This is a genomic window from Marinobacter nauticus, assembly GCF_003634635.1.
Classification (GTDB): Bacteria; Pseudomonadota; Gammaproteobacteria; order Pseudomonadales; family Oleiphilaceae; genus Marinobacter; species Marinobacter nauticus.
Genome location: NZ_RBJB01000003.1, coordinates 1120727 through 1133210 on the forward strand (window position 1 = coordinate 1120727; position 12484 = coordinate 1133210).

Sequence of the window (12484 nt, forward strand, 5' to 3'; positions counted from 1 at the left end):
TATGGCTTACTGGCCTAGATTTTCAGTAACGTAGTGTTTTACCGGAGTTTATCCGTCTTCAACGGAGACAGCTTCAGGACATAATAATCAGACAGGAGGTTCTGCATGAAACTCATGCGCCCGGTCGCTCTGGCCGCCCTTGCAACATCCCTTACGACGCCAGCCCTGGCGGAACGCCAGGAAACCATCTACATCAACCCGTTTGCCGGCTTCCAGCTCTTTGACGATAAACGGGACCTGAGTGAAACCGGCACCTTCGGTGTTGGTGTTGAGTACCGTTTCCGCCCTCACTGGTCAGTTGAGGCCCTGTACTCACGGGCCGACGCCGACCGCAAATATGTGTCTGGCGAATCCGATTTCGACGAAATCCGGGTAGACGGCACCTATTACTTCGCCGGCCCGGAAGCTGCCTGGAACCCTTACGTTTCTCTTGGTGCAGGCCATGCCGACTTCGGGCTGGGAGATTCCATTTCCTACCGCTCGGCAGGTACCGATCACGATGAAACCCGTGTCAATGTGGGTACCGGCTTCCGCTACAACGTCAGTGATGGCATCTCCATTCGTGGCGATCTGCGGGAATTCCATGGCATTGATGAAAGCACCTTCGACACCATGGTCTCGCTTGGCTTGAGCTGGGCCTTTACCCGCACGGTTTCTGCCCCGGCCCCGAAAGCCCCGGCCGATGCCGACAACGACGGCGTGCCCGATAATCGCGACCAGTGCCCGGGCACACCGGCCGGGGCCAGCGTCGACAGCCGCGGCTGCGAGCTGGACAGCGACAATGACGGCGTGGCGGACAGCCGCGACCAGTGTCCCAACACCCCAGCCGGGGCCGAGGTTAACAGTCGCGGCTGTGAGCTCGACAGCGACAACGATGGTGTGGTGAACAGCCAGGATCAATGCCCGGACACCACCGCGGGCGCCACGGTGGATGAAACCGGCTGTGAGGGCATTACTGAAACGGTGGAAACCATTGAACTGCGGGTTCAGTTCCCCACCAACAGCTCTGTTATCGACAACGCCTATGACAACGAAATTCGTCGCGTCGCCGATTTCATGGAGGAATACCCGGAAACCACCGTTGAGATCGCTGGCCATACCGACAGCGCCGGTGAAGCGGGCTATAACCAGTTCCTGTCCCAGCGCCGGGCGGAAGCGGTTGCCGGTCGACTGACCGGGCCTCTGGGTGTCGATCCGGACCGTGTCAGCGCGGTGGGCTATGGTGAAGCCGAGCCTGTTGCCACCAATGATACGCCGGCTGGCCGTGCCCAGAACCGTCGTGTTGAGGCACGCATCCAGGTTCGCCGTTAAGGCAATCCGGGCAACCTCGGTAAGGCGCCTTCGGGCGCCTTTCTTTTTGATTCCGCAGTCAGAAAGCGCTCAGGCTTTCAACCGCCCTCACGTTCCGCATCCAGTAGCAGGTTTCTTGGCGTCAGCTGACGATCACAGAAGGTGCCCAGTCGAACCCGGTAACCCTGTTCTTCCAGAAACACGGCGTAGTCCAAGACCAGCCAGAGCTCCAGGGGCCGCCGGAAAAGATGGCGCAGCAGTTCATGCCGGCGCACCTGACGATATCGTGCCTCACCGCGTGCCAGCCATTCTGCCCAGTCAACATCGGCGGTCAGAGTCAGTTGTTTCTTCGCCGCCGCCCAGCGACAGAAGTCCTCGAAACGGCCATTATTGAGCCGGGCCGGGTGCGACGGCACCGGCAGGTAGTGCCCGTTACCGGTCAGCTCCCGTTGCAGCGCATCGAACCCCAGACGCCAGGTACTGATGCGTGTGGTTTGCTCGCGCACCCGCTCCGGTGCCGTGACCGTCTCCTGAACCGCCAGCCTCAGATCGTTGCGGTCTACCGACAAACACTCGCCATACTCCCGGGTTTGCCGGGCCTGAAGCTGATACCGTTCACCCCCGGTCAGGTGGTAGCAGCAAGGTGAGAGACTGAGCCGGGGCAAACGCGCCTGGGCACCAGATTGCATCAGCCGGCGGTGCAGATCGCCACAGGCGTGCAGCGCCACCCCATGGTGGCGCTCAGGCAATTTAAGCCCATCGACCATCACATCCTGATGAGACAAGCGAACCGGGTCGCCGTAGTGTTCGGCCAGGCGGTTGCCATCGGTCACCAGCTCCGGATTCCACTCAAATCCGGTTACCTGCCCCGCACCCCGCCGGGCCAGGGTCCGGCCCAGGTGCCCCTTGCCAGAACACCAGTCCAGTACCGGATAGCCCAGGGGTGAAATTGCAGCGGCGAATGCGCCGGCCTGCTGTCGTTTTCGGCCAGGCATATCAACGGCGGCCACCTCCGCCAGTTCCGCCTGCCGGCCCTCGGCCTCGGTCGCCAGACGGGGTAAATCAAGCAGATCCCGGTACCGGGCCAGCGCCGGGACATACCCGGCTAACAACGAGGACAGTTCCGGGAGCCGCTCCTCCCAGTCCTGACAGTCCCCCTCAGGAAGCGCCTCCAGCCAGTGCGCCAGGTCCGGATGCGCGTCGCGCCAGGCGGGGGCAGGTTCCATGAACGGGATGGGGCGCCAGAGTGGCTCCAGTTCCCGCAGCCAGTCATTCAAAGACTGCCAGCGCTGGTAAAAACAACCCGAGGCTTGGTGTAAACTCGCCGCCGGAGGTAATGTCATGAAACTGGCCTTTGTACTGGTTGAACCGAAAGTCCCGGAAAATGTCGGCGCCGCTGCGCGGGCCCTGTGCACCATGGGTTTTTCCGAGCTATGGCTGGTCAATTCCGACCTGCATACGCGGCCCGAAGCCCACTGGCTGGCCCATGGCAGTGGCCACATTCTGGATAATGCGCGCATTTTCCCCGATCTGGCCGCGGTTAGAAAATCCGCGGATTTGCTGATGGGCACCTCAGCCAAGCCCCGCCATCATCGGCAGGACTGGCATGAACCCGGCGCACTGCGCTCGGTACTGGCCAATAAAGGCGGCTCGGTGGCGACGGCGGCGCTGGTGTTTGGTCGCGAGGACCGGGGCCTGGCCAATGAAGAACTGGCCCTGTGCGATTTGCTTACCGGCTTTCCAATGGCGGTCAGCTATCCGTCCCTGAATCTGTCCCAGGCGGTCATGCTGTATGCCTGGGAGCTGTCCGGACTGGCGCGCCAGAGTGACAGCACGCCCGGGGTCGCCTCGGATGCCAGCCTCGGCGCCTTGCGACAACGCCTGGAAACAGTGTTACCAGCGCTGGAGGCACCGGCCGACAGCAAGCTGTCGCAGTGGGTATTCCAGCGCCTGCCCATGCTTTCCGAGCGTGACGTCGGCTTTGCTCACACCCTGTGCGGCAACCTCGAGCGCAAACTCTGAGCCTATTCCTGAAACCTCCCGGGCCGGAACGCATCCAGCGACACGGCCGGTTCTTCACCGTCGATGACCTGGGCAATCACCGAGGCGCTGCCCGCCGACAGGGTCCAGCCGAAGGTGCCATGGCCGGTATTCAGGAACAGGTTCCGGCGTGGCCCGCGGCCAATGATGGCCGGGCCATCCGGAGTCATGGGGCGGAAACCGGTCCAGGTTTCGGCAGCCTCAAGATCCGCGCAGCCGGGAAAGCGTGAACGCACGGATTTCTTGATGGTGGCGATGCGCGCCTCAGGAATGTCGCGATTGAAGTCCGCCAATTCGACAAAGCCCGTGGCCCGGAGCCGGTTACCCAACCGGGTAGACACCACCTTCAGGTTATCGTCGTGGATCGTGCTGGCCGGGGCCTTGTCCGGATCACTCAGGGGCACCGTCAGGCTGTAACCCTTGACCGGGTAGATCGGGAGGTCCAGCCCCAGAGGCCGAACCAGCTGCGGTGACCAGCATCCGGCACAAACCACCACCGCATCCGCTTCCAGGGTGGCTAACTCGCCGCCGCGGGCTCGATACTCGATCCCGTTCACCTTCTCGTCATCAAACAACAGCCGCTCAACCTCGACACCATAATGGAAGGTTACCCCTTGCTGTTCACACACCTGCGCCAGTGCCCGGGAGAACAGGTGACAGTCGCCAGTGCCGTCTGTGTCATAGCTGATGGCTCCATAGAGGGGCCCGTCTCCGGTCATACCCGGCTCTGTGGCTCGCACCTGCTCGGGCGTGAGCAGCTGCGAGGCGATGCCCAGCTCATTCAGCAGGTCGTGGATCTCACGATAACCGTCCATGGCCTCAGGGCTGCTGGCCAGGTGCAGAAGGCCCTTGTGGTCGCCATCAAAGTTCAGGTCATGCTCCTGTTCCAGAGCCAGAAATCGCTCCCGACTGTGGACACCCAGGCGCAGCATGGCCCGTTTGTTGAGGCCAAACAGGCCAGGACTCCAGGCGTAGCGCAGGGTGGCAAACATAAACTTGATGGCATCCACCGAAGGCGGCACTCGCAGCTTGAGTGGGCCGTCGGTTTTCAACAGCCAGGGCAGTGCCTTGAAGACCATGGAGGGATCAGCCCAGGGGTAAACCACGCCGTAAGACCGCTGGGCGGCGTTGCCTTTGCTGGTCTCGTTACCAGCAAGGTCGTGTCGCTCCAGCAGGGTTACCTGATGCCCCCGCCGAATCAGTTCCCTGGCGGTGGTGACACCGACCACGCCACCCCCTACCACTGCGATGTGCATATTGCCTCCATTAGCTGACGCCATTCGCTGCCAGCAACTGACGATAGTCTTCCAGTACATCCGGATGTTCCGCCGGGTAGTCCGGCGCAAGCTGTTTCAGCACCCCGGCCAGCAAGGCCGCCACAATCGCCCGGGCCTGGGGTTTGCGGTCCCCGGGCACAATGAACCAGGGCGCTTCCTCGGTGTGGGTCTGAGCCAGGGCTTCCTCGGCGAAGGCCTGATAACGGGCGCGCTGCTTCCAGCCCTCGATGTCGGAGCGGTCAAACTTCCAGCGCTTCCTGGGCTTGTCCAGGCGTTTGAGCAATCGCTGTTTATGTTCATCCTCGGAGAGGTTGAGCCAGATTTTTACGACACAGGTGCCTTCGCTGACCAGGTGACGCTCAAAATTCCGTATGGCCTCGAACCGGGCCGGCCAGTGATAGGTGCCGGCATCTCGCACGGGCCATACTCGCTCGCCGATGACGGCCTCGTGATGACTGCGGTTGAAGGCCACCATCTGGCCATAGGCGGGGAGATAGGGTGTCACCCGCCAGAGAAAATCATGAGCGGCTTCCGATGCATTGGGTCGCCCGAATGACCAGGCGTGAAAGCCGGCCGGATCAGCGTAGGTGGCCAGCGTCCGGATCAGGCTGTCCTTGCCGCTGGTGTCCGGTCCATGGATGACGACCAGCAATGCCTGCTTACGGTTGGCCCACAACCGCCGCTGGTACTCTCCGATCTCCTCCAGACTGGCTTCAAGCGCAGGCAACTTGTCGTCGCCCTCATACAGCGAGGGATAACCTTCGAGAGCCGGTTGGTCAGGATTCAAGAACCAGGAACGGGCAAATGCCGTATATTTCATCAAGGAAACTCCCTATCGCCCCGTTGCAGGTCAATAATCGTACAAAGTGATACACTTACGTGATCAGATTCTCAGAATAGCATCCATACACCGACCCTGATGGAGTCTAGTACCCTGGCATGAGCAAGAAACGTCGTGAGATTCCCGTATTTGATCATCCGATCATCGAGACCCACTGCCATCTGGACTACCTGAAAGACCGGCCGTTGTCCGATACTCTGGAGCAAAGCCAGCGGGTCAACATCGAAAAGGTGATCACCATTGCGGTGTCGCCAGATAACCTCGCCGCCGTGCGCGAACTGGCGGGTTCCGCTGACTGGGTGTTTGGCACCCAGGGCATTCATCCCCATGAAGCGGAAACCTATACTGATGAGGTGGAAGCGGAAATCCGCCAGCATGCCACCGACGACAAGATCGTGGCCGTGGGCGAGATCGGGCTGGATTATTTCTACGACAATGCCGATCGCTCCGTGCAACGAGAGGTGTTTCGCCGGCAGCTTCAGATTGCCTGCGACAGCGACCGTCCGGTGGTGATTCACAGCCGCGACGCCGACGACGATACCATAGCTATTCTGAAAGAGTTCGAGCATTCTCTTGAGCGCCGGGGGGTTATTCACAGCTTCACCTCCGGGCCCGGGCTGGCACAATACGCCATCGACCAGGGCTGGTGCCTGGGCTTCAACGGCATCACCACTTTCAATAAGGCCGAGAACGTGCGCGATATCGTACGCATGACGCCCATCGAACAGATCCTGCTGGAAACCGATGCCCCGTTCCTGACACCCGTACCCTATCGCGGCCGTGAAAACGCACCGTTTTACCTGCCGTTCGTGGCCGAGAAAATTGCCGACGTTAAGGAGTTGCCGATGGATCAGGTATTAAGTCAGACCTATCAAAACAGCCTGAGAACGTTTTTCCCCCACTAATGATCAAACGCATTCCCATCTCCGCCCTGAAGGTCGGTATGTACATTACCGACCTCAACAACGATTGGATCCCCCATAACACCCAGCGCAAAAAAGGGGTTATCAAGCGGGAAGAGACCATTGAGAAAATTCGCAGGATGGGTGTGCAGTATGTCTATATTGATGTCAGCCGGGGCGCCGACTGCCAGGATTCCGAGCCGGCGGCGCATGTGGATCGGCGTAATGAAACGGCCCTGCAGAACGCCGGAGCCCTGAAGCCGGGATACACCCCAAAGGCCCCTCTGGCAGAAGAAATAGTTATTGCTCAACAGGTGCACAGCCAGGCCCAAAGCCTGGTGGGCAGTTTCATGAACAACGTCAAGATTGGTGGTGCAATTGATGTGGCCCCGATCCACCAGCTTGCAGACGAGCTGCAAAATTCGGTACTACGCAATGCCAATGCCCTGAGCTGCCTGGGACGGATCCGCGAGAAAGACAATTACCTGTTAGAGCACTCAGTCAATCTGAGCGTATTGATGTCACTGTTCGGACATTACCGGAAACTCTCTCAGGATGTTCTGCACCAGACCATCGTAGGCGCTTTGTTGCACGACATCGGAAAAATTCTTACGCCCGATGAGGTTCTGCACAAACCTGGCCGACTGACGGCGGAAGAATTCGAGGTCATGAAGCTGCACGCCCGCCATTCCCGTGACATTCTTGCCAGCACCGAAGGCATCGGCGAGATCACCGTGATAACCGCCGCCCAACATCATGAGAAACTGGACGGCAGCGGCTATCCAGAAGGTCTCAAAGGCGACGAAATCACCGAGTACGGACGCATGGTTGCCATCACGGATGTTTACGATGCTATCACTGCTGACCGGGTTTACCACAAAGGCCTGACGCCGACTCAAGGGCTGAAGAAACTGCTGGAGTGGTCCGGGGATCATCTGGATCCGACGCTGGTGAAACAGTTTATCCGTTGCGTTGGGCTGTACCCGATAGGTTCATTGGTCTTGCTTGAAAGCGGCAAGCTGGGCGTGGTCATCGAAACGAATGAATCTGACCAGAGATTGCCCGTGGTGCGCGTTATGTACAATACGAAGTTCCGAATGCCTGTAACCGTGCATACCATCGATCTGTCTCGCCCCGGCAACCAGGACCGGATCGTTCGGGCGGTCGATCCAGACGACTACAAACTCGATATCCGGAAGTTTCTGGTCTGACGCTCTGAAAGCTGCCCGGGCTCTGCTAGGCTTGTGTTAATGCCCCATCCATAAAAAAGAAAATCCATCATGCTGTCATCGGTTTTCCAGGTTCTGGGCGGTCTGGCCCTGTTTCTCCTGGCCATGGAGATGATGACCAATGGTCTGAAAAACGCCGCGGGCCATCATCTGCGCCATATGTTGGGGCATTGGACCAGAACGCCTCTGCGGGCACTGTTTGCCGGCTTTGTTATTACCGGTATCGTGCAGCATTCCGGGGCGGTCACCGTGGCAACCATTGGTTTTGTGAATGCCGGCCTGATGACTCTGGCCCAGTCCCTGGGCGTTGTTTTCGGTTCCAACATCGGTACCACCATGACCGGCTGGCTGGTCAGCCTGATTGGCTTCGGCTTCAAGATCGAAGCCATGGCGCTGCCACTGCTGGCCGCCGGGGTGGGCTTCAAACTGGTCAGCCGCAACCCGAGAAACCAGTTTCTGGGGGAAGCTCTGGCAGGCTTTGCCTTGTTTTTCCTGGGGTTGTCGATTCTCAAAACCGCGCTCGAATCGTCGGCTCTCGGTTTCCAGAACGGCCACCTGATCAGCGCCGATTATGGCCTGCCGGCCTTCATGCTGATTGGCCTGCTGGCCACGGTTCTTACCCAGTCCTCCAGCGCCGCCCTGGCCATCGTACTCACCGCTGCAGCTGGCGGCCTGATCCCGCTCGACAATGCCGCCGCCGCCGTGATTGGCGCCAATCTGGGCTCAACCTCGACCGCCGCGCTGTCGGCCCTGAAAGCCACAGCAAACGCCCGCCGGCTGGCCACCGGCCATATCCTGTTCAACCTGGTCACCGGCGTCATCGCCCTGCTGGTGCTGCCGGCCATGCTCTGGCTGGTGAATACCCTGACCAACATGTTGGATCTGGAAGCCAACCCGGCGGTTTCTCTGGCCTTATTCCATACGTTGTTCAACGTTCTGGGTGCCGCCATCATGCTGCCCTTCACCCAACCGTTTGCCCGTTTTCTCGGCCGGCTGTTTCGCAGCAAGGAAGAGGACAACGCCGAACCCCGCTATCTCGATGACACTCTGGTGACGACACCGGAACTGGCCATCGGCGCCGTAGATCAGGAGATGAAGCGGTTGATTGGTCACAGTCGGGGTTTGCTGCGGGTATGCCTGGACCGGGAAAGCCTGGAGGAATCCGATGTGCGCCCGAAGGCCGATGCCGTGCGAAACCTGAACCTGGCCATCACCGACTACATCGGGCGCCTGAGAGCCGAGAAAATGCATCCGTCGGTGGTAGATGCCCTGACGCTGAGCATTCGCACCTGTCGTTACCTGGCTGAAGCCACCGAGCTGACCCTGCATCTGGTTCGACTCCGGGCGCTGGCCCGGCGCACGGATTTCGAGACGCTGGAATCGGTTTTCAACCGCTATTTCGAGGTTATTCGGGCGCTGGTGGCCTCAGAAACGCCCGTGCCGGAGCAGCTACAGGAAGCCGAAACCGTCTACCATCAGCTGAAAGCAGCCACCCTGCAGAAGATGATCCGGCGGGAATTCAGTTCCAGCCTGGGGGCCCAGGTTCTGGATGAGCTCAGTGCCGTGCGCCGGCTCACCGATCAGTGGAGCAAGGCGCTGTATTGGCAGGACGGCGTGGGGCTACTCAACCAAAGCCATGATCAGGCATCGGCATCCTGAAAACAGTAATAGCGGTTCTTGCCTTCACGCTTGGCCCGATACATGGCCTGGTCAGCCTGGCGAAGCAGCTGATCTCCGTCTATTTCCTCGCCTTGAGGGTACAGGGTGTAACCCATACTCGCAGATACTTCGACGCTGTGATTGGCCACCCACACCGGTTCGGCAATGACCGTTAGCAAACGCGAGAGCAATATATCCCGGGTAACCGCGTCCGGGACATTGACGATGATGGCGGCAAACTCGTCGCCGCCCAACCGTGCCAGACTGTCCTCCTCCCGGAGGGTCGCACGCATTCGCCGGGCCACTTCCACCAGCAAGCCATCACCGGCATCGTGACCAAAGGCATCATTCACCGGTTTGAACTGGTCCAGATCGATGTAGACAACCGCCAACCGGTAATTCTGCCGGCGGGCCTGGGCCATGGACTGGTGCAGACGATCCGAGAACAGTACCCGGTTCGGTAAATTGGTCAGGGCGTCGTAGTGGGCCATGATCCGGAGCTGCTTCTCAATCTCTTTCTGCCTTGTGATGTCACTGAAGACACCCACAAAATGGGACAGTTCGCCCTGCTCGTCCAGCACACTGCTCAGACTCAGGTTCAAGACAATGGCCTGGCCGTCCTGGTGCCGGGCTGCAAACTCCCCGCTCCACACCCCATGCCTGCTGGCGGCCACCAGTATGGCACTGCCCTCATCTACCGGCATGGGCGGCAGGCTGCCAATGGCAGACTTGTGATCCCGCCCGGTGATCTGGGTGTAGGACTCGTTGATGTCCATCACCACGCCGTGGGCATCGGTGATAAAAATCGCTTCCCGGGCATTCTTGAACACCCTTAACGCCAACCGCTGCTGTTCCTCAGCCTGCTTTCTGCGAGTGATGTCATGCCAGGAACAGAGTACGGAAGGGATATCGCTGCCGTGTTCATAAACCGGGGCCAGGGTCATGGCCACCCACACCCGTTCCCCGTTCGAACGCACAAACAGCCATTCCGTCTGGGACACCTCTCCAGCCGTCACCCGGGTAAAGAGCGCCTCGGATTTCTGTGACGACGGAGCTCCATCCGGCTGGCTATGAGGTGAGAAGGCCGCCAGGGACTTGCCCAACAACGAAGCTTCGGAGGTATAGCCAACCAGATCCACGGCCGCCCGGTTGCAGTCCACCAGTTCACCATTGCGGATCATCAGCATCGGCTGGGGCCAACTGGCAATCAGTTTGCGCAGCCTGCGCTCTTCAGAGGCCAGCTGCTTTTTCTTGCGGCCGAGCCAGAGACTCGTAATCACCAGCAGTACAAACAGCACAGCAACGGTAATCACCCAGTTACGGTATTGGTGGAGTATGTCGACCCAGGTTACCCTCGGCACCTGATCGTACGGCGGCATCCGCAGGCTTCGGCTCAGCATTTCGACCGACTGGTAATCTGCAGGCGGCGAAAACCCGGCCAGACCGGCCGCCTGCGCCGCCGCATGCTCTGGCTCCAGAGCAAACAGGGCGGACGCAACCCGGCGTACCGTCCTGCTGTCGACATGGGGCAGAGAAACCAGAGGCCACTCCGGGTACAGCCGGGTGGACAGAACAAACGGATAGCCTCGAAGCTGCTGCGGATTGATGATTTTCAGCTCATCTGCAAGGTTCGGGTTCTCGCTCAGCAGTTCTTCATAGATGCCGGTGCGGATGAATCCGACATCGGTATCGCCCGCCAGCACCGAGCGGATCACCCGGTCGTGATTACCCAGAAACACCATCCGGTTATGGCGCCGAACATCCACGTCCACGCTGGCCAATTCCAGCGCCTGGGCCTGATAGCCACCCAGATAGGTCAGCCCTGGCGTGGCAATACTCTTTTTCTCCAGATCCTGCAGGCGGTTGATATCGTCCCGTTCAGCACGGGTAATGATCACGCCACCAATACTGCCCGTGGTTTTTCCCTGCCAGCTGCGGCGCAGGGTTGCGAGGGCTCCGGTCAGACTGCGATCACTGCGAATAACCAGAAAATGGCTGGGATTGGTGAGGAAGAAATCGATCTGGTTGGCCGCCAGGGCACGGTTCATATCATCCTGATTGAAAACCTTCAGGTTCACTGCCATGCCGGTTTCCAGGGTCAGGTAGTCGGCCAGCGGCTGATAACGTTCGTTGATCACGTTATCAGGCCGGTAGCCAAAAATGCCGAGCGTGACCGAGTCGCTGGCTGCCAACTGCGCCGGTACATTGGCAGCAACCACCAACAGCCAAACCAGGCAGCGGTATATCACCCCCTTCATCATGGCAAGCTCCGAGGCAGGAAAGCCGGCTCGGTCAGATGCTCATAGTGCAGGGGCGCATCTATCAGCCCCTCACGAACCATAATACTTGCCAGCGTCTTCGCCACCACTTCCAGCCGGCCATTGTGGGTAAGGTAGCGATGGTTGGCAGACAGTTCCGGTAACATCACCGTCGCCAGAGACTGACGCACCATCTCCGGAGATACCTGCTGGCGCGTAGCAACGCGATAGACCGCATCGTGCGTGTTACGCACCAGATGCTGCAGGCCCAGAAAATGGCCTTTCACCAGATCCCGTACCGAGGCTGGCTGCCGACTGGCCGCAGCATCAGTGACCACCAGAAGATCGAAGATGGTTTCCGGCAGCTGGCTGCTGTCGAAAAGACGCACCGCGCCCTCGTCCTCCAGCCGGGAGGCCTCCGGTTCGTAGCTGATGGAAGCGTCGATATCACCACGCTGCCAGGCCCCGATATGTTCGTGGACCGGTAAATCCACCACCGATATGTTGTTACTGGTCAAGCCCGCGCGCTCAAGCACAGAAAACAACATGATGCCGGACACGCCACCGAGCTCCACCGCGACCCGTCGGCCCTGCAAATCCGAGAGGCTGGTAATTGCAGGCCGCACCAGAAGCACGTCCGCGCCCACGGAAACGTTAGTGACGGCAACGGCCTTTACGGGCACCCCGGCGGCAAGAACCCTGAGGGTTTCATCCAGGGTCAGGGCTGCGGCGTCCAGGTTGCCCGAGATCAGTCCACTGATGGAATCACTGGCCGCCTCACCCTTCACCAGCTGTACCGTTTCCGGGAGCCGGCCGAATTCTTCTGCGAGGTACAGGGGTTCGTAACCAATCCAGGGGTGAATACCGGTTCTCAGAGGATCTCGCCGGGAGCAACCACTCATTCCCGCAGCAACAGCGGCAGCTATCGTCAGGTGCAGAAAGTGACGGCGGTGCATCCAGAAGCTCCAGGACAGAGGTGGGTAGTCTT

General features: G+C 59.8%; 10 protein-coding genes. 5 read left to right on the top strand and 5 right to left on the bottom strand.

The window, feature by feature from the left end:
* Positions 1-105 precede the first annotated feature (105 nt).
* Entirely contained in the window at positions 106-1311 is a 1206-nt protein-coding gene (locus tag C7436_RS11150; RefSeq protein WP_023009458.1) for an OmpA family protein, read from the top strand.
* 77 nt (positions 1312-1388) lie between these two features.
* On the opposite strand, the gene C7436_RS11155 is transcribed toward C7436_RS11150, so the two are convergent.
* Complete coding sequence (locus tag C7436_RS11155; protein WP_121207857.1) at positions 1389-2633, bottom strand: methyltransferase; 1245 nt, start codon at positions 2631-2633, stop codon at positions 1389-1391.
* Here C7436_RS11155 and C7436_RS11160 point away from each other — a divergent pair.
* Positions 2632-3312, top strand: coding sequence for a tRNA/rRNA methyltransferase (locus C7436_RS11160; RefSeq protein ID WP_121207858.1), 681 nt, complete (start codon positions 2632-2634; stop codon positions 3310-3312). The two genes, C7436_RS11155 and C7436_RS11160, sit on opposite strands and share 2 nt — an antisense overlap.
* Positions 3313-3314: 2 nt before the next feature.
* Here C7436_RS11160 and C7436_RS11165 read toward each other — a convergent pair whose 3' ends face one another.
* Together C7436_RS11165 and C7436_RS11170 are read right to left on the bottom strand one after the other, a co-directional pair.
* A complete protein-coding gene (locus C7436_RS11165) occupies positions 3315-4586 on the bottom strand; it encodes a D-amino acid dehydrogenase (RefSeq protein WP_121207859.1) in 1272 nt (423 codons plus the stop codon).
* Between the two features lie 10 nt (positions 4587-4596).
* The gene (locus C7436_RS11170; RefSeq protein WP_022993236.1) at positions 4597-5427 is read right to left on the bottom strand and encodes a polyphosphate kinase 2 family protein; all 831 of its coding nucleotides are present in this window, start codon (positions 5425-5427) and stop codon (positions 4597-4599) included.
* Positions 5428-5546: 119 nt separating this feature from the next.
* Here C7436_RS11170 and C7436_RS11175 point away from each other — a divergent pair, with 119 nt between their 5' ends.
* The 3 genes from C7436_RS11175 to C7436_RS11185 all read left to right on the top strand — a co-directional run bounded on the left by C7436_RS11175 (position 5547) and on the right by C7436_RS11185 (position 9238).
* Positions 5547-6353, top strand: coding sequence for a TatD family hydrolase (locus C7436_RS11175; RefSeq protein WP_121207860.1), 807 nt, complete (start codon positions 5547-5549; stop codon positions 6351-6353).
* Positions 6353-7561, top strand: a complete 1209-nt coding sequence (locus C7436_RS11180; RefSeq protein ID WP_121207861.1) for an HD-GYP domain-containing protein — start codon at positions 6353-6355, stop codon at positions 7559-7561. Before C7436_RS11175 ends, C7436_RS11180 begins: the two co-directional genes overlap by 1 nt.
* Positions 7562-7630: 69 nt before the next feature.
* The gene (locus C7436_RS11185) at positions 7631-9238 is read left to right on the top strand and encodes a Na/Pi cotransporter family protein (protein WP_121207862.1); all 1608 of its coding nucleotides are present in this window, start codon (positions 7631-7633) and stop codon (positions 9236-9238) included.
* Here C7436_RS11185 and C7436_RS11190 read toward each other — a convergent pair.
* Entirely contained in the window at positions 9220-11499 is a 2280-nt protein-coding gene (locus C7436_RS11190; RefSeq protein WP_121207863.1) for a diguanylate cyclase domain-containing protein, read from the bottom strand. The genes C7436_RS11185 and C7436_RS11190 overlap by 19 nt on opposite strands.
* Positions 11496-12452, bottom strand: a complete 957-nt coding sequence (locus tag C7436_RS11195) for an ABC transporter substrate-binding protein (RefSeq protein WP_121207864.1) — start codon at positions 12450-12452, stop codon at positions 11496-11498. Before C7436_RS11195 ends, C7436_RS11190 begins: the two co-directional genes overlap by 4 nt.
* Positions 12453-12484 lie beyond the last annotated feature (32 nt).